The sequence below is a fragment of the Agrobacterium sp. CNPSo 2736 genome (assembly GCF_004005385.1).
GTDB classification, from domain to species: domain Bacteria; phylum Pseudomonadota; class Alphaproteobacteria; order Rhizobiales; family Rhizobiaceae; genus Agrobacterium; species Agrobacterium leguminum.
Genome location: NZ_RZTX01000001.1, coordinates 423670 through 439962, shown reverse-complemented (window position 1 = coordinate 439962; position 16293 = coordinate 423670). Strand labels below are relative to the sequence as shown.

At 60.9% G+C, this 16293-nt stretch carries 16 protein-coding genes; 8 read left to right on the top strand and 8 right to left on the bottom strand.

Going from position 1 to position 16293, the window contains the following annotated elements; all coding sequences use genetic code 11:
• Nucleotides 1–13: 13 nt before the first annotated feature.
• From scpA to EM858_RS02000, 6 genes are all read right to left on the bottom strand, one after another.
• Complete coding sequence (gene scpA / locus EM858_RS02025) at nt 14–2155, bottom strand: methylmalonyl-CoA mutase (RefSeq protein WP_127755636.1); 2142 nt, start codon at nt 2153–2155, stop codon at nt 14–16.
• 133 nt (nt 2156–2288) lie between these two features.
• The gene (locus tag EM858_RS02020; RefSeq protein WP_127755635.1) at nt 2289–4292 is read right to left on the bottom strand and encodes an acetyl/propionyl/methylcrotonyl-CoA carboxylase subunit alpha; all 2004 of its coding nucleotides are present in this window, start codon (nt 4290–4292) and stop codon (nt 2289–2291) included.
• A 4-nt stretch (nt 4293–4296) separates the two neighbouring features.
• Nucleotides 4297–4698 (bottom strand): hypothetical protein, encoded by a 402-nt coding sequence (locus EM858_RS02015; protein WP_127755634.1) that lies wholly within the window; start codon nt 4696–4698, stop codon nt 4297–4299.
• A 39-nt stretch (nt 4699–4737) separates the two neighbouring features.
• On the bottom strand, nt 4738–5115 hold the full coding sequence (locus tag EM858_RS02010; RefSeq protein WP_003520841.1) for a hypothetical protein: 378 nt from the start codon (nt 5113–5115) through the stop codon (nt 4738–4740).
• 103 nt (nt 5116–5218) lie between these two features.
• Nucleotides 5219–6115 (bottom strand): glutathione-dependent disulfide-bond oxidoreductase, encoded by an 897-nt coding sequence (yghU, locus tag EM858_RS02005; protein ID WP_080854387.1) that lies wholly within the window; start codon nt 6113–6115, stop codon nt 5219–5221.
• Between the two features lie 92 nt (nt 6116–6207).
• Nucleotides 6208–7740 carry an acyl-CoA carboxylase subunit beta gene (locus tag EM858_RS02000; RefSeq protein ID WP_127755633.1) on the bottom strand — a complete coding sequence of 511 codons (1533 nt, stop codon included), beginning with the start codon at nt 7738–7740 and terminating at the stop codon, nt 6208–6210.
• Between the two features lie 118 nt (nt 7741–7858).
• On the opposite strand from EM858_RS02000, the gene EM858_RS01995 reads away from it, so the two are divergent.
• The gene (locus EM858_RS01995; RefSeq protein WP_127755632.1) at nt 7859–9277 is read left to right on the top strand and encodes an XRE family transcriptional regulator; all 1419 of its coding nucleotides are present in this window, start codon (nt 7859–7861) and stop codon (nt 9275–9277) included.
• 6 nt (nt 9278–9283) lie between these two features.
• Here the strand turns inward: EM858_RS01995 and EM858_RS01990 are convergent, their stop codons facing one another.
• Nucleotides 9284–9940 carry a DNA-3-methyladenine glycosylase gene (locus EM858_RS01990; RefSeq protein WP_183232574.1) on the bottom strand — a complete coding sequence of 219 codons (657 nt, stop codon included), beginning with the start codon at nt 9938–9940 and terminating at the stop codon, nt 9284–9286.
• Nucleotides 9941–9978: 38 nt separating this feature from the next.
• Between EM858_RS01990 and gluQRS the strand changes: the two genes are divergently transcribed.
• On the top strand, nt 9979–10878 hold the full coding sequence (gene gluQRS, locus EM858_RS01985) for a tRNA glutamyl-Q(34) synthetase GluQRS (protein WP_127755630.1): 900 nt from the start codon (nt 9979–9981) through the stop codon (nt 10876–10878).
• On the opposite strand, the gene EM858_RS01980 is transcribed toward gluQRS, so the two are convergent.
• Entirely contained in the window at nt 10846–11763 is a 918-nt protein-coding gene (locus tag EM858_RS01980) for a YihY/virulence factor BrkB family protein (protein WP_080820975.1), read from the bottom strand. The genes gluQRS and EM858_RS01980 overlap by 33 nt on opposite strands.
• Before the next feature lie 179 nt (nt 11764–11942).
• Between EM858_RS01980 and EM858_RS01975 the strand changes: the two genes are divergently transcribed.
• The 6 genes from EM858_RS01975 (at nt 11943) to EM858_RS01950 (ending at nt 16262) form a co-directional block, all read left to right on the top strand.
• A complete protein-coding gene (locus tag EM858_RS01975) occupies nt 11943–12776 on the top strand; it encodes an SDR family oxidoreductase (RefSeq protein WP_125144909.1) in 834 nt (277 codons plus the stop codon).
• A 16-nt stretch (nt 12777–12792) separates the two neighbouring features.
• A complete protein-coding gene (locus EM858_RS01970; protein WP_003520830.1) occupies nt 12793–12990 on the top strand; it encodes a twin transmembrane helix small protein in 198 nt (65 codons plus the stop codon).
• A gap of 1 nt (nt 12991) precedes the next feature.
• Nucleotides 12992–13570 carry a cob(I)yrinic acid a,c-diamide adenosyltransferase gene (locus EM858_RS01965; protein WP_127755629.1) on the top strand — a complete coding sequence of 193 codons (579 nt, stop codon included), beginning with the start codon at nt 12992–12994 and terminating at the stop codon, nt 13568–13570.
• A 32-nt stretch (nt 13571–13602) separates the two neighbouring features.
• On the top strand, nt 13603–14376 hold the full coding sequence (locus tag EM858_RS01960) for a rhomboid family intramembrane serine protease (protein ID WP_127755628.1): 774 nt from the start codon (nt 13603–13605) through the stop codon (nt 14374–14376).
• 184 nt (nt 14377–14560) lie between these two features.
• Nucleotides 14561–15307, top strand: coding sequence for an electron transfer flavoprotein subunit beta/FixA family protein (locus EM858_RS01955; protein WP_003520827.1), 747 nt, complete (start codon nt 14561–14563; stop codon nt 15305–15307).
• Nucleotides 15308–15332: 25 nt separating this feature from the next.
• A complete protein-coding gene (locus tag EM858_RS01950) occupies nt 15333–16262 on the top strand; it encodes an electron transfer flavoprotein subunit alpha/FixB family protein (protein ID WP_127755627.1) in 930 nt (309 codons plus the stop codon).
• Nucleotides 16263–16293: the final 31 nt, after the last annotated feature.

The following is a 16293-nucleotide window of genomic DNA, read 5'->3' as shown; positions in this document are numbered from 1 at the left end:
GGCCGTCTTTCCCTCACGCGTTCCGCCGGATGCCTTCCAGCAGGTCGAGAACTTTGTTGGCGGCATCCATGACATTGGTGCCGGGTCCGAAAATCGCCGAGACACCGTGGTCGAGCAGGAACTGATAATCCTGCCGCGGAATGACGCCGCCGACCACGACGATGATGTCTTCCGCGCCCTTCTGTTTCAGCGCCTCGACCAGCTGCGGCGCAAGCGTCTTGTGACCGGCGGCGAGCGACGACATGCCGACCACATGCACCCTGTTCTGAACGGCGAGATCGGCCGCTTCAACGGGTGTCTGAAACAGGGGGCCGGCCAGCACATCGAAACCGATATCGCCAAAGGCGGAGGCAATGACCTTCGCGCCACGATCATGCCCATCCTGCCCGAGCTTGGCGACCATGATGCGCGGCTTGGTGCCGATCCTCTCAGCCACACCGGAAAGCCGGGCGGCGAGCGTGGCAAGTTCCGGCTCGTCCTTATAGGCCTCGCCGTAGATATCGCTCACCACCTCCGGCACGGCGGCATGGTCGCCGAAGGCCGCACGCAGCGCATCGGAAATCTCTCCCACCGTGGCACGGGCGCGGGCGGCGACAACCGCGGCTTCGAGAATATTGCCCTTGCCGCTGCGGGCGACTTGAGAAAGTGCGGCCAAAGCAGCGGTCACGTCCTTGCCATCGCGGCGACGGCGCGTCTCTTCGATGCGGCGGATTTGCGCGGCACGCACGGCGGCGTTGTCGATATCGAGAACATCGATATCCTCTTCATTTTCGAGACGGTAACGGTTGACGCCGACGATGACCTCCTCGCCCTTGTCCACCGCCGCCTGGCGGCGCGTCGCCGCCTCTTCGATCAGCCGTTTCGGCAGGCCTTCCGCCACGGCTTTTGTCATGCCGCCAAGCGCTTCCACCTCCTCGATCAGCGCCCAGGCCTTCTCTGCCAGTTCGTCCGTCAGGCTTTCGACATAATAGGAGCCGGCCAGCGGATCGACGACCTTGGTGACGCCGGTTTCATGCTGGAGGATAAGCTGGGTATTGCGGGCGATGCGGGCGGAAAACTCCGTCGGCAGGGCAATCGCCTCATCGAAGGAATTTGTGTGCAGCGACTGCGTGCCGCCCAGCACGGCGGACATGGCTTCAAAGGCGGTGCGGACGATGTTGTTATAGGGGTCCTGCTCCTGAAGCGAGACTCCGGACGTCTGGCAATGGGTGCGCAGCATCAGCGACGACGCTTTTTGCGGCTTGAACTCCTCCATGATGCGCGACCAGAGCAGGCGCGCGGCGCGCAGCTTGGCAGCCTCCATGAAGAAATTCATGCCGATGGCGAAAAAGAACGACAGGCGGCCGGCGAAGTCATCGACATTCAGCCCCTTGGCCAGCGCCGCCCGCACATATTCGCGGCCATCCGCCAGCGTGAAGGCCAGTTCCTGCACCAGCGTCGCGCCCGCTTCCTGCATGTGATAGCCGGATATGGAGATGGAGTTGAATTTCGGCATCTCCTTCGCCGTATATTCGATGATATCGGCAATGATCCGCATCGAGGGTTCCGGCGGATAGATATAGGTATTTCGGACCATGAACTCCTTGAGGATATCGTTCTGAATGGTGCCGGAAAGGGCGGCGCGGGGCACACCCTGCTCTTCCCCCGCAACGATGAAACTGGCGAGCACCGGAATGACCGCGCCGTTCATGGTCATCGACACCGAGACTTTTTCGAGCGGAATGCCGTCGAACAGGATTTTCATGTCCTCGACGCTGTCGATCGCCACACCCGCCTTACCGACATCGCCCTCTACACGCGGATGATCGCTGTCATAACCGCGGTGGGTGGCGAGATCGAAGGCAACCGAAACACCCTGCTGACCGGCGGCCAGCGCCTTGCGGTAAAAGGCGTTCGAGGCTTCGGCCGTGGAAAAACCGGCATATTGGCGGATGGTCCAGGGCCGCCCGGCATACATGGTGGCACGCGGGCCGCGCGTGAAAGGGGCAAAGCCCGGCAGGCTGTCGAGATGGGAAATCTTTTGCAGATCGTCAACCGTATAGAGCGGCTTGACCTTGATGCCCTCGGGCGTGTGCCAGACGAGCGTTTCCGGTGAACGCTTCAGCTCTTTTTCGGCAAGCTGCAGCCAATCCCGCACCGTTTTTTCACCCGACATGCATCTCTCCCCTTCTGCATTTCATTTTAGCACTGTGGCCGGTGATCGTGACGAAAATCGAACGATCCGCCCGCAGGTCCGACCCCGTAAACCGCTCCGGCCCACATGCGTTCCGGAAAAACGGCAGCGGCCATCACTCGAATTCTAGGATGACTTCATCCACCGCGAGGCTATCGCCCGGTTTTGCCGCCACTCTGGCAACGCGGCCGCGTTTTTCCGCGCGCAGAATGTTTTCCATCTTCATGGCTTCCACCGTCGCCAGCGCCTGCCCGGCCTCCACCTCATCGCCCTCCCCCACGGAAATGCCGGTGATGACGCCCGGCATGGGGCAGAGCAGCAATTTCGATGTATCCGGCGGCAATTTTTCCGGCATCAGCAGCGCCAGTTCCGCCACACGCGGGCTGCGCACATGGGCGCGAATATCCATGCCGCGCCAGCGCAGGCAGATCGCCGCCCCGGCAAGATCGACCTTGGCGGCGATAACCTCCCCCGCTACCGTGAAGAGGCCAAGGCTCTGGCCGGGAAGCCAGCCGGTATCGACGCTAAGCGCTGCCCCGTCTTCAAAACGGACCGCCGTACCATCCGTGCCGGTTTCAACGCTAACCCTGTGGCGGGATGCGCCAAACGACACCACCCAGTCCTGACCGACAATGCGGCGGTGATTGCCGATGGTGCCGGAAATTTCGACCGCGCGGCTCTGCAGCCGCTGATGGATGATGGCGGCGATGGCGGAAAGCTGACGCGCCGTAGCCTCATCCGGTTCCACGCCGGAAAATCCTTCCGGAAACTCTTCCGCGATAAAACCCGTCGTCAGGCGGCCGGCGCGGAAACGCTCATGCTGCATGACGGCCGACAGGAAGGGCAGATTGTGGCCGATGCCCTCCACCTCGAAACGATCCAGCGCCTGCCCCATGGCATCGATGGCGGTTTCACGATCCTTGCCCAGAGCGCACAGCTTGGCGATCATCGGATCGTAATACATCGAGATTTCGCCGCCTTCGAAAACGCCGGTATCGTTGCGGATGACGGTGCCGTTCTCCTGCGCACCTTCCTGCGGCGGGCGATATCGCGTCAGCCGGCCGATGGAGGGCAGGAAGTTGCGATAGGGATCTTCTGCATAAAGCCGGCTTTCGATGGCCCAGCCATTCAGCTTCACATCCGCCTGTCCGAAGGAGAGATTTTCTCCTGACGCTACACGGATCATCTGTTCGACCAGATCGATGCCGGTGATGAGTTCCGTTACCGGATGCTCCACCTGCAGGCGGGTGTTCATTTCCAGAAAGTAGAAATTCCTCTCGCCATCGACGATGAATTCCACCGTGCCGGCCGAGTGGTAACCGACCGCTCTCGCCAGCGCCACGGCCTGCTCGCCCATGGCCTTGCGGGTCGCTTCATCCAGAAAGGGCGACGGCGCTTCCTCGATGACCTTCTGGTTGCGGCGCTGGATCGAGCATTCGCGCTCACCCAGATAAAGTGTGTTGCCGTGCTTGTCGCCCAGCACCTGAATTTCAATATGGCGCGGCTGGGTGACGAATTTTTCGATGAAAATGCGGTCATCGCCAAAGGAGGATTTCGCTTCGTTTTTCGAGGACTGGAAACCCTCGCGCGCCTCGGCATCGTTGAAGGCGATGCGCATGCCCTTGCCGCCGCCGCCGGCCGACGCCTTGATCATGACGGGATAACCGATCTGCGATGCGATCCTCACCGCCTCATCCGCATCCTCGATCAGCCCCATATGGCCGGGAACGGTGGAAACGCCCGCTTTCGCGGCCAGTTTCTTGGAGGTGATCTTGTCGCCCATGGCCTTGATGGCGCCAACAGGCGGACCGATGAAGACGACGCCCGCCTTTTCCAGCGCCTCGGCAAAGGCAGCATTTTCCGACAGGAAGCCGTAACCGGGATGAACAGCATCCGCCCCGGTCTTCGCGATTGCCTCAAGAATCCTGTCGATGACGATATAGGACTGCGATGAGGGGGCCGGGCCGATATGAACGGCCTCATCCGCTTGTCTTACATGCAGCGCATTGGCATCCGCATCCGAATAGACCGCGACAGTGGCGATGCCCATCTTCTTCGCGGTCTTGATGACCCGGCAGGCAATCTCGCCGCGATTGGCGATGAGGATTTTCTTGATCATGCGGTTATTCTCCCCTCGCATCGTCATCATCGTCGCGGAATTTCTTTTCATAGGGCATCATCAGGATCGCCGAGGCAGTGGCGGCCGCGCCGAACAGGGATGCAATGGGCATGACGACCAGCAGCACGGGCACGACCGGATTTGCCGCACGGGCGATGCGCGCGCCCAAACCGCCAATGTCGAGAAAGATCAGAGCTGCACCGACGCAGACACCGATCAGCACACCAACTGCCGCATTGAGCGCCAAGAAACGCAACATCTGCCGATGATCCAGCCGGGCGGCTTCCGGCGTCATCTTTGGCTTCGGATCACGACTGCCGGATGCCCTGCCTGCGTTGCCACCGCGGCGTTGTCCCAGCCAGCGTCGCAGCCATTGCAGGTCCATATGGAGTATGTCGACAATCATGCTCCTCCTCCCCCTCAGGAAAAATGTCGCCGCCCGCCCTCAAATCTCGAAGAAATTCTCGAAGGATTCCGGGAAGTTCTGCCGTGCGACGCGCTCGTCAATCACCAGCATCGCCTGATAGGAAAGTGGATCGAAATTCTTCTCCGCCGGCACGACCTCACGGCCGAAGAGCAGGTTGAGGCGGGCGGCGTCGAGATTGCCGCGCTCGAAAGGCTCGGCACCGAAATGGTGCCAGAGCGAGTGCAGGAAGGCGGCATCGATGCGATGCTCCTTGGTGTCGTTGCGCGCCCGGCGGGGTATCATCTTGATAGGCGTTACCCCTTTGGGGTTGGCGCGGCGGATGGTGAACTGGACGCCCGTGCTCGGCATGCCGGAGGGAAATCCCTTGTGTTTGGTCATTTCGGGCAGGTTCGCCATCTTTTGTCCTTCCAGAACATTTCCAGTAAAAGCTGCCTTGCTTTTACGTCCGGAAATGCGCCAATTCAAATAGTTAGAGCGCTTTTGGCGCTCTAATCTTTCCTTATGCCCTGCCGATCTTATCCTGCGTCTTCGTCTCGAAGTCGGAAGCATCGTGGCGTTCATGCAATTGTTCGGACGGATCGCCCGAGGTCTTGTTGACGATCACACCGCGCTTGACCGCCGGACGTTCGCCGATTTCGAGCGTCCAGCGCATGACGTGTCTGTAACCGTCGGCTTCAAGGAAAGCACCGGCATCGCCATAGGCCTGACCCAGCGCGATCTTGCCGTACCACGGCCAGACAGCCATGTCGGCGATCGTATATTCCGAACCCGCCAGATAGCGGTTTTCAGCCAGATGCCGGTCCAGCACGTCGAGCTGGCGTTTGACTTCCATGGCGTAGCGGTCGATGGCGTATTTGATCTTCACCGGAGCATAGGCATAAAAATGGCCGAAACCGCCGCCGAGGAAGGGGGCGGAGCCCATCTGCCAGAACAGCCAGTTCAGCGCCTGCGTGCGCGCATTGCCCTCTTTCGGCAGGAAGGCGCCGAATTTTTCCGCGAGATAAACGAGAATGGAGCCGCTTTCGAAAACACGCGTCGGCTCAGGCGTCGAGTGATCCATCAGCGCCGGAATCTTGGAATTCGGATTGACGCCGACGAAACCGGAACCGAACTGGTCGCCTTCGCCGATCTTGATCAGCCACGCATCATAGTCTGCGCCCTTGTGGCCGGCGGCCAGCAATTCTTCCAGCATGATGGTGACCTTCTGGCCATTCGGCGTCGCCAGCGAATAAAGCTGCAGCGGGTGCTTGCCGACCGGCAGTTCCTTTTCATGGGTGGGACCGGCAATCGGACGGTTGATATTGGCGAACTGGCCGCCATTGCCCTTGTCCCAGGTCCAGACCTTGGGCACCTCATATCCGGCGGGGAAATTATCTGCGGAGGAATTTTCGGCCATGAAAATGTGTCCTTGTGCGTTTCGGGAGGACATCCGGACATCCGGGCGCCTGAACAAACATATAGTAAGGTGGCCGAAGCATTTTTCCAGTCTCAGAGCGGAATGGTGTCGTGTTTCTTCCAGCGGGTTTCCACGCTCTTGTTACGCAGCGACGCGAAGGCGCGGGCGATGCGGCGGCGTGAGGAATGCGGCATGATGACTTCATCGATAAAACCGCGCTCCGCCGCCACAAAGGGATTGGCGAAACGCTCCTCATATTCCTTCGTGCGCGCGGCGATCTTTTCCGGATCGGAAAGCTCGGAACGATAGAGAATTTCCGCCGCCCCCTTCGCGCCCATCACGGCAATTTCCGCCGTCGGCCAGGCGTAATTCACGTCCGCGCCGATATGTTTGGACGCCATCACGTCATAAGCGCCGCCATAGGCCTTGCGGGTGATCAGCGTCACCATCGGCACCGTCGCCTCCGAATAGGCGAAGAGAAGTTTCGCGCCGTGCTTGATGACGCCGCCATATTCCTGCGCCGTACCCGGCAGAAAGCCCGGCACATCCACCAGCGTCAGCAGCGGAATGTTGAAGGCATCGCAGAAGCGCACGAAACGTGCCGCCTTGCGCGAACTGTCGATATCGAGGCAGCCGGCCAGCACCATCGGCTGGTTGGCCACGACGCCCACCGTCTGGCCTTCGAGACGGATGAAGCCGGTGATGATGTTGCGGGCGAAAGCCTCCTGCAACTCGAAGAAATCGCCTTCATCGGCCAGTGCGTGGATCAGTTCCTTCATGTCGTAGGGCTTGTTGGAACTATCGGGGATCAGCGTATCGAGACGTGCTTCCAGCCGCGCCGGATCATCGTGGAACGGGCGCACCGGCGGCTTTTCGCGATTGTTGAGCGGCAGTAAATCGAACAGCAGCCGCACATGTTCCAGCGTTTCGATGTCGTTTTCATAAGCGCCATCGGCGACGGAGGATTTTTTCGTGTGGGTGGAGGCTCCGCCCAGTTCCTCAGCCGTAACGATCTCGTTGGTCACGGTTTTGACCACATCCGGCCCGGTGACGAACATGTAGGAGGTGTCGCGCACCATAAAAATGAAATCGGTCATGGCCGGCGAATAGACGGCACCGCCCGCACAAGGCCCCATGATGACGGAAATTTGCGGCACGACGCCGGAGGCGATGACATTGCGCTTGAACACATCGGCATAACCGCCGAGCGAGGCCACGCCTTCCTGAATACGCGCGCCGCCGCTGTCGTTGAGGCCGATCACCGGCGCGCCGTTGCGCACCGCCATATCCATGATCTTGCAGATTTTCTGGGCATGGGTTTCCGAGAGCGAACCGCCAAGAACGGTGAAATCCTGGGAAAACACATAGACCTGACGGCCATTGATGGTGCCCCAGCCGGTAACGACACCGTCACCCGCCACCTTCTGCTCCGCCATGCCGAAATCCACCGCCCGGTGGGTGACGTACATGTCGTATTCCTCGAAGGAACCTTCATCCAGGAGCACGTCGATACGCTCGCGCGCCGTCAGCTTGCCCTTGCCATGCTGCGCCTCGATGCGCTTGACGCCGCCGCCGAGCCGCGCCTCAGCGCGCCGCGTTTCCAATTGCTCCAGAATGCCGGGCATGTTTCCTCCATGCGTTGTGCCACGATCAATAGCCCAGAAAACATTCGCCAAGAAGCCTTGATCGTGCGCGTATGCGTGCCATAAATATTTGCAATGTTTAATTTTGCAAAGTTGCAACATGGCGACGGAAAAACTCTTCATCGGCCGCAAGGTTCGCGGCCTTCGCGAAAACGCCCGCGCCACGCAGGCGCAATTCGCCGAACGGCTGGGCATCTCCGCGAGCTACCTGAACCAGATCGAGAATAACCAGCGCCCGGTTTCGGCCAGCGTTCTGGTGACGCTGGTGGAAAAATTCCAGCTCGACATGGCGGAACTGGCGACCGGTGAAAGCGACCGGCTGGTTTCCGCCGTGCGCGAGGCGCTGAAAGACCCGCTGTTCCTGAATTACGAACCGGGGCTTCAGGAGTTGAAGCTGATTGCCCAGAACGCGCCGGGTTTTGCCCATGCGCTGCTGCGCGCCCATCAGGCCTATCGCCAGAACAGCGAGCAGCTGGTGCAGCTGGATGACCGGCTGGGCCGCGGCACAGCGCAGGTGGAAAGAACCCCCTATGAGGAGGTGCGTGACTTCTTCCACTTCGTCGACAATTACGTCGCCGAGATCGATCTTCTGGCCGAGGAGCTGGCGGAAGAACTGGAGATAGAAGGCGGCGAGACCTATGGCATTCTGGCCGCGCATCTGCGCGACCGTTACGGCATCCATATCACCCGAACCGAGGCGGCGGGCGGTCTGATCCGGCACTTCGATCCTGCCGGCAAGACGCTCGCCCTCAGCTCCTACATGGCCGCGCCGACCCGCTGTTTTCAGCTTGCATTGCAGATCGCCCAGCTTCACGCTGGCGCGACGGTGGACAGGGTGCTGGCCGGCGCCGGTTTCCGCAACACGGAAGCGGCCGAAATCTGTCGTATCGGACTGCACAATTATTTCGCCGCAGCGCTCATCCTGCCCTATGGGCAATTTCACCGGGCGGCGCAGGAGCTACGCCACGATCTCGAACTTCTCGCCGTTCGTTTCGGCGCGAGCCTTGAGCAGGTGGCCCACCGGCTGAGCACCTTGCAGCGCCCGGGCATGAAAGGCGTGCCGATCTTTTTCGCCAAGATCGACCGCGCCGGCAACATCACCAAACGCCACAGCGCCACGCGGCTGCAATTTGCCCGTTTCGGCGCGGCCTGTCCGCTGTGGAATATCCATCAAGCCTTCGAAAGCTCCGACAGGATCGTGCGGCAGCTGGCCGAAACGCCTGACGGCGTGCGCTACCTTTCCATCGCCACGCAGATCGAAAAGGCCGGCGCCGGTTTCAACACGGAAAGACCGCGTTATGCCATCGCGCTTGGCTGTGAAATTTCACACGCGCAGAATTTCGTTTATGCCGATACGCTCGATCTCGGCAATGCGGCCTCCTTCAAACCCATCGGCATTTCCTGTCGGGTCTGCGAGAGGGTGGATTGCGTGCAGCGCGCCGTGCCGCCGCTGAAACGCAAGCTGCATTTCGATCATCTTTCGCGCGGAGCCCTGCCCTATAGTATAGCCGATTTTTGACCAAGCTCAGGGCAGCGGCACCATGGCGCGCCGCATGATGTTGGCATAATAGCCCCAGAAAAGCCGCGCGGCCACGGAGCGCCATGGCGACCAGATTGTTGCCCGCTCCGCCAGCCATTTCGCTTCCGGCCTGACCTCCAGGCTTAGCGCATGAGCCACCGCCGATCTCAGCGCCACATCGCCGACCGGAAAAATATCCGGGTGCCCGCCGCAGAACATCAGATAGACCTCCGCCGTCCACGGGCCGATACCGCGAAGCGCCACCAGCTCGGAAAGGGCCACGCGCCCTTCCTTGCGCACCACGCCGTCAAGATCGATCTGCCCTTCCGTGACAGCGCGCGCCAGCCCTTCCAGCGTCGTCGCCTTGGCGCGCGAGAGGCCGAAAGTGGCGCGCAATTCCTCGGGTACGCCGAGATAATTTTCCGCCGTGACCGCGCCGCCGGTGCCGGCAAGGATACGCACCCATATGGCATTGGCGCTGGCGCGCGACACCATTTGCGAGACGACGATATGGGCAAGGCCGGAAAAGCCGGGCTCATGAATGCGCAGTTCCAGCGGACCGGCCTTTTCGATGACGAGGCCGAGAGCCGGATCGAGTTGGGCGAGATGCTCCAGCCCTTCGCTGATGTCATCCATCCCGGTAATGATTTTCATGTCCGTCATTCCATATGCCGCCAGCCGCTGGCGGGGTGCTTTAAAACATGGCAGAAGAAACCATGCCTTCGCCTCTCCGTCAAAAACCGGTTTACCGTTTCGCACCAAGCCCCAATGGCCTGCTGCATCTCGGCCACGCGCTTTCCGCCTTCCTGAACCACGATATGGCGCGGGAAAATGACGGCCGCTTTCTGCTGCGCATCGAGGATATCGACCAGACACGCTGCACCCCGGAGCTGGAACAGGCAATTTATGACGATCTTGGCTGGCTGGGTCTCGACTGGGAAAAACCTGCGCGGCGGCAATCGGAGCATTTCGAAGAGTACCGTGTGGCGCTGGAAAGTCTGATCGAGGCAGGACTTGCTTACCCTGCTTTTCTGAGCCGTGGAGAAACCAGAGCAATCGTTCGTACTTTCGAGGCGGAGGGCGGGATCTGGCCCCGCGATCCCGATGGCGCGCCGCTTTATCCAGCCATCGACCGGGAGAGGCCAAAGGCGGAGCGGGATGCACTGCTCGCCTCCGGCCGTCCGCATGCCTGGCGGCTCGACATGGGAAAAGCAATCCGCGCCGCCGGTAGCTCCCTGTTCTGGCAGGAAAGCGGCGATGGCGAGACGGGGCAGATCGAGGCCCTGCCCGCGTTTTGGGGCGATGTGGTGCTGTCGCGTTCCGACGCGCCTTCGAGCTATCATCTTTCCGTTGTGGTAGACGATGCGCTGCAGGGCATAACCCATGTGGTGCGCGGCATGGATCTCTATCACGCCACCGCCATTCACCGGCTGTTGCAACACCTGCTGGACCTGCCGCAACCGGCCTATCACCATCACCGGCTGATCTTGGGCGCGGACGGGCGCAAGCTCTCGAAAAGCGAAGGCAGCACCGGGCTTTCCGCCCTTCGTTCGGAAGGTGCTGCGCCCTCAGATATCCGCCGGCTTGTCGGGCTCCTCTAGAACCTGCTCGCGACGCGCGCTGTTGCCGCCGATATTGCGGCGGATGATCTGCCGGACCTTGTATTTCATCAGCGCGGCATTCACCTCAGCCCCCAGCATGAAGATGACGCCGACCATATAAAGAAACACCAGCACCACCATCACCGAGGCGAGACCGGCATAGGTGGCGGCATAATTAGCGAAGGTGGAGAGATAATAGGCGAAGATCGCGGCCCCGATGACCCAGAAGATCATGGTCAGGAGAATGCCAGGCCAGACATCCCAGATGCGGCGCTTGCCGGCCGGAAGCCACAGATGCGCCGCCACCAGCCCCGCCGTCAGCACCACGATGGTGCCGTAAAGACCGAGGCTGGAGATGGTGTTCAGCACATCCGTCAGCCACGGGAACCGCTGCTCGGCAAAAGATGTGGCGACCGGCACGGCAACCAGCACGATGCTGATGCCGGCAAAGACCACGACGGCGATCAGCACATAAAGCAGGCTGAGCAGGCGGGTGACATACCACCAGCGCGTTTCGGTGACACGATAGGCACGGTTCAATGAAATGCGCAGCGCCTCCACACCATTGGACGCAAAATAGGCGGCCGCCAGCACCGAAATCGTCAGCAGCCCGCCGCGCGGAATCGTCAGCACCTGCTGCACCTGCGCCGCCAGCGGCCCGGCAATCGCCTCCGGCCAGGTGTCGAAAATCAGATGCACCGCCGTTTCGGAAAACTGGTCGGCCCCCAGAAAACCGGCGAGAGCCGTGCCGAAGATCAGGAACGGAAACAGGGCCAGCAGGATGGACAGCGCCATATGGCTCGCCATCGCCCAGCCGTCATCCTCGGCGAAATGGGAATAGGCATCGAAGGCAACCTTGCCTGCCAGGCGCACTGCGGCAACCATGTCACCTCCATTCATCGGCATTTCATTTGTAACTTCGAGCCGAATATGGGAAATCAGCTTCGCTTTGTACAGCGCGCAAGCTGGTCTTTCGGTTCCAGAAGGGCACGGATTTCGCGCGATAGGATTTTAACGGGCCGGGCAATCGGGCCAGAGCAACAGTCGGTTTCCCGGAGCGGCACATGTCTGAAAAACCCGTCATCATCATCACCGGATGTTCCTCGGGCATCGGCGCCCATTGCGCCGGCGCGCTCCACCGGGACGGCTGGCGGGTTTTCGCCACCGTGCGCCGCATCGCCGACATGGCGGCGCTTGAAAACCAGGGCATCGAGACCCTGATCATGGACTATACCAAGCCGGAAACCATCGCCGCGCTGGTGGACACCGTCGCAGCCCGGACCGGCGGCCGCATCGATGCGCTGTTCAACAACGGCGCCTATGGTCAGCCGGGCGCGGTGGAGGATTTGCCTGTCGAAGCGTTGCGGGCGCAGTTCGAAACCAATGTCTTCGGCTGGCACGATCTGACGCGGCGGGTCATTCCCTTCATGCGCGCCCGGGGTGCGGGGCGCATCGTGCATTGCTCCTCCATCCTCGGTCTCGTTCCCTACCGTTATCGCGGCGCTTACACCGCCTCGAAATTCGCCCTCGAGGGGCTGGGCGTCACGCTGCGCATGGAGCTTCAGGGCAGCGGCATCCATGTCAGCCTGATCGAACCGGGGCCGATCACCTCCAAATTCACCGCGACGGCGCTTGCCCATATCAACGAGCACATCGATCTCGAAAATTCGGCCCATGCGGCGGAATATAAACGCCAGCTGGCGCGCATGGATGGTTCCGGCCCCGTCAACCGCCACAAGCTCGGCCCGGACGCCGTTTATGCCGTGTTGAAACATGCCCTGACCGCCAAAAGGCCGAAACCGCATTATCCCGTTACCGTGCCGGCCAAACAGGGGCTTGTGCTGAAACGGCTCTTGCCTGCCGGACTTTTCTATCGTCTGCTGCGCAGATTCGATTGAGGAGGAGTAATACCGCATGTCCGGCTTCACCACCGTTCTCGCCCTTATCGTCATGGGCCTCGTCGTCATCGTGCTGATACGCGGCCTCTTCAACATGCTGAAGGGGCAGGACGCCAACCGCTCCAACAAGCTGATGCAACTTCGCCTGCTTTTGCAGGCTGTGGCGATTGTGCTGATCATGTTCACCCTCTGGCTCACCGGCGGCGGCCGCTGACATGGTGAGGCTGAACAAGATCTACACCCGTACCGGCGACAAGGGCACCACGGCGCTGGTTTCTGGCACGCGCCGCCTGAAGCACGATCTTCGCGTCGAGGCCTATGGCACGGTGGACGAAACCAATTCGGCCATCGGCGTCGCGCGGCTGCATACGGGCGAGATGGAAAAGCTGGATGCGATGCTCTTCCGTATTCAGAACGATCTTTTCGATCTCGGCGCCGATCTCGCCACGCCGGAAAGCGGCGAACCGCTTTCCTACGAGCCGCTGCGCATCGTCGAAAGCCAGGTCACGCGGCTGGAAAACGAAATCGACGATCTCAATGCCGTCCTTGAACCGCTGACCTCTTTCGTGCTGCCGGGCGGCAGTGCTGCGGCGGCCAGCCTGCATATGGCGCGCACCGTCTGCCGGCGCGCGGAAAGACTGATGGTGGAACTTTCCGTCACTGAGAATGAGATCGTCAGCCCGGCGGCGCTGAAATATGCCAACCGTCTCTCCGACTTCCTGTTCGTCGCCGCCCGTTTCGCAAATGATGCGGGCAAGGCCGATATATTGTGGGTTCCCGGCAAGAACCGCTAAAGCGTTTCAATGACGCAACCAAAGGGCGTTCGATGTTCATACCGCTGCACGATGCGAATTCCCTCAAACATATCCGGCTGCAATATGTCACCATCGGCCTGATCGTGGTCAATGTGCTGGTCTGGCTGTTTACCGGGGTGCTTGCCAGCGATACTGAGGCCAATGCGGCAGCCCTCGGCCTCGGTTTCATTCCGGCGGTGGTGTTCGATTACGCCTATCTGGAACCCGCCCTGCAGGTCGTGCCCGATGACCTGACCGTTGTCACCTATGCTTTCCTGCATCTCGATTTCTGGCATCTGGCCGGCAACATGCTGTTTCTCTGGGTCTTCGGCGACAATGTCGAGGATGCGCTCGGCCATTTGCGTTTCCTGATCTTCTATATCGCCTGCGCCATCGCCGGCGCGCTGTTTCACGGTTTCGTCGCCCCCACCTCGGAGGGACCGCTGATCGGCGCTTCGGGTGCGGTTTCCGGCGTCGTCGCGGCCTATTTCCTGCTGCATCCCAGGGTGCGCGTCTGGGTGCTGGTTCTCATGCGCATTCCGCTTCCTTTGCCCGCCTTCATTCCGCTGGCGCTGTGGATCGGCCAGCAGTTCCTGATGCTGGCGCTCGGGCTCGAGGAAAACGTTTCCTGGGGCGCGCATGTGGGTGGCATCATGGCGGGCACAGTCATGGTGATTTTCATGCGCAGGCGGGGCGTTCCCCTGTTTGACCGCACCATTGTTCCGCCGAGGGCGGCACAGTTCAAGAATCCGTCGCAAACGGCGGGGTTGTCGCAAATCGAACGGGGCTATGACGGGAGCAGATGAGCTCTTGCGAAAGAGATAGAGTATTTACGTGAACGTCAACGTAAGATATGCCTTGCGTGCATGCGATAATGAAGATTGCTCCGTTGTAATTGCGGGAAAAATGCTTATCCATGTCGCCAACCTGTTTTTGGAGGTCCGCGCGGTCAACTGGCCAAAGCGGACAGGAGTTTGAGGAAAGCCGCCGATGAAGATTCTTGTCCCCGTCAAACGAGTCGTCGATTACAACGTGAAGATCCGCGTGAAGTCGGATGGTTCAGGCGTTGAGCTGGCCAATGTTAAGATGTCGATGAACCCGTTCGACGAAATCTCGGTGGAAGAGGCGTTGCGCCTGAAGGAAGCCGGTAAGGCCGAAGAGGTTGTGGTGGTCTCCATCGGCCCGGCCAAGGCGGAAGAAACTCTGCGCACCGCGCTCGCCATGGGTGCGGACCGCGCCATCCTGATCGAGACCGACGAGACGGTCGAGCCGCTGGCCGTCGCCAAGCTTTTGAAGGGCGTGGCGGAAGCCGAACAACCCGGCCTCGTGATCGTCGGCAAACAGGCAATCGACGACGATTCGAACCAGACCGGCCAGATGCTGGCCGCCCTTCTCGGCTGGGGTCAGGGCACCTTCGCCTCCAAGGTCGTACCGTCCGACGGCAAGGTCGCAGTCACCCGTGAAGTCGATGGCGGTCTGCAGACGGTCGAGCTGAAGCTTCCCGCCGTGGTCACCACCGATCTTCGTCTCAACGAGCCGCGTTATGCGTCGCTGCCGAACATCATGAAGGCGAAGAAGAAGCCGCTCGACAAGAAGGCTCCGGCCGATTTCGGCGTCGACGTTTCACCGCGCCTGAAGGTGCTGAAGACCGAAGAGCCGGCAGGCCGCAAGGCCGGCATCAAGGTCGGCTCGGTTGCCGAGCTGGTCGAAAAGCTCAAAGCCGACGGCGTCCTCTAAGGTTTCGGAAAAGGGAGATATTCTCATGGCCATTCTTCTTCTGGCAGAACACGACAACGCAACCCTTTCCGACCTGACGGGCAAAACGCTGACGGCGGCAACCCAGATCGGCGGCGATGTCCATGTGCTGGTCGCCGGTTCCGGTGCAAAGGGTGCAGCTGACGCAGCAGCGAAACTCTCCGGCGTATCCAAGGTGCTGCTCGCCGACGACGCCTCCTATGCCAATGCGCTGGCAGAGCCGCTGGCGGCGCTGATCGTCTCGCTCGCGCCTTCCTATGACGTCATCATCGCCCCGGCGACCGCCTCGGCCAAGAACGTGACGCCGCGCGTTGCGGCCCTTCTCGATGTGGCGCAGGTCTCGGAAATCATCGAGGTCGTCAGCGCTGATACCTTCAAGCGACCCATCTATGCCGGCAACGCCATCCAGACGGTGCAGGCGACCGATGCGAAGAAGGTCATCACCGTGCGTCCGACCGCCTTTGCAGCCGCAGCCGAAGGCGGTTCGGCAGCAGTCGAAACCATCGGCGCGGCCGCAAACCCGGGCCTTTCCAGCTTCGTTTCCGATGCCCTGGCGTCGTCCGACCGTCCGGAACTGACATCCGCCAAGATCATCATCTCGGGTGGCCGCGCGCTCGGTTCGTCGGAGAAGTTCAAGGAAGTCATCCTTCCCGTCGCGGACAAGCTGGGTGCCGCCGTCGGCGCCAGCCGTGCGGCCGTCGATGCCGGTTATGCGCCGAACGACTGGCAGGTGGGCCAGACCGGCAAGGTGGTTGCGCCGCAGCTTTACATCGCCGCAGGCATCTCGGGCGCCATCCAGCATCTGGCCGGCATGAAGGATTCGAAGGTCATCGTCGCCATCAACAAGGACGAGGAAGCGCCGATCTTCCAGGTGGCCGACTACGGCCTCGTCGCAGATCTCTTCGAGGCGCTGCCCGAACTCGAAAAATCGCTGTAATTTAAGCATAAATTGAAGGCGGCGCGTTTTT

Excerpts from the sequence above, each read along its gene's own strand:
- scpA (WP_127755636.1), bottom strand. The coding sequence starts at position 2,155 with ATGTCGGGTGAAAAAACGGTGCGGGATTGGCTGCAGCTTGCCGAAAAA.
- EM858_RS02020 (WP_127755635.1), bottom strand. The coding sequence starts at position 4,292 with ATGATCAAGAAAATCCTCATCGCCAATCGCGGCGAGATTGCCTGCCGG.
- EM858_RS02015 (WP_127755634.1), bottom strand. The coding sequence starts at position 4,698 with ATGATTGTCGACATACTCCATATGGACCTGCAATGGCTGCGACGCTGG.
- EM858_RS02010 (WP_003520841.1), bottom strand. The coding sequence starts at position 5,115 with ATGGCGAACCTGCCCGAAATGACCAAACACAAGGGATTTCCCTCCGGC.
- yghU (WP_080854387.1), bottom strand. The coding sequence starts at position 6,115 with ATGGCCGAAAATTCCTCCGCAGATAATTTCCCCGCCGGATATGAGGTG.
- EM858_RS02000 (WP_127755633.1), bottom strand. The coding sequence starts at position 7,740 with ATGCCCGGCATTCTGGAGCAATTGGAAACGCGGCGCGCTGAGGCGCGG.
- EM858_RS01995 (WP_127755632.1), top strand. The coding sequence starts at position 7,859 with ATGGCGACGGAAAAACTCTTCATCGGCCGCAAGGTTCGCGGCCTTCGC.
- EM858_RS01990 (WP_183232574.1), bottom strand. The coding sequence starts at position 9,940 with ATGACGGACATGAAAATCATTACCGGGATGGATGACATCAGCGAAGGG.
- gluQRS (WP_127755630.1), top strand. The coding sequence starts at position 9,979 with ATGGCAGAAGAAACCATGCCTTCGCCTCTCCGTCAAAAACCGGTTTAC.
- EM858_RS01980 (WP_080820975.1), bottom strand. The coding sequence starts at position 11,763 with ATGGTTGCCGCAGTGCGCCTGGCAGGCAAGGTTGCCTTCGATGCCTAT.
- EM858_RS01975 (WP_125144909.1), top strand. The coding sequence starts at position 11,943 with ATGTCTGAAAAACCCGTCATCATCATCACCGGATGTTCCTCGGGCATC.
- EM858_RS01970 (WP_003520830.1), top strand. The coding sequence starts at position 12,793 with ATGTCCGGCTTCACCACCGTTCTCGCCCTTATCGTCATGGGCCTCGTC.
- EM858_RS01965 (WP_127755629.1), top strand. The coding sequence starts at position 12,992 with ATGGTGAGGCTGAACAAGATCTACACCCGTACCGGCGACAAGGGCACC.
- EM858_RS01960 (WP_127755628.1), top strand. The coding sequence starts at position 13,603 with ATGTTCATACCGCTGCACGATGCGAATTCCCTCAAACATATCCGGCTG.
- EM858_RS01955 (WP_003520827.1), top strand. The coding sequence starts at position 14,561 with ATGAAGATTCTTGTCCCCGTCAAACGAGTCGTCGATTACAACGTGAAG.
- EM858_RS01950 (WP_127755627.1), top strand. The coding sequence starts at position 15,333 with ATGGCCATTCTTCTTCTGGCAGAACACGACAACGCAACCCTTTCCGAC.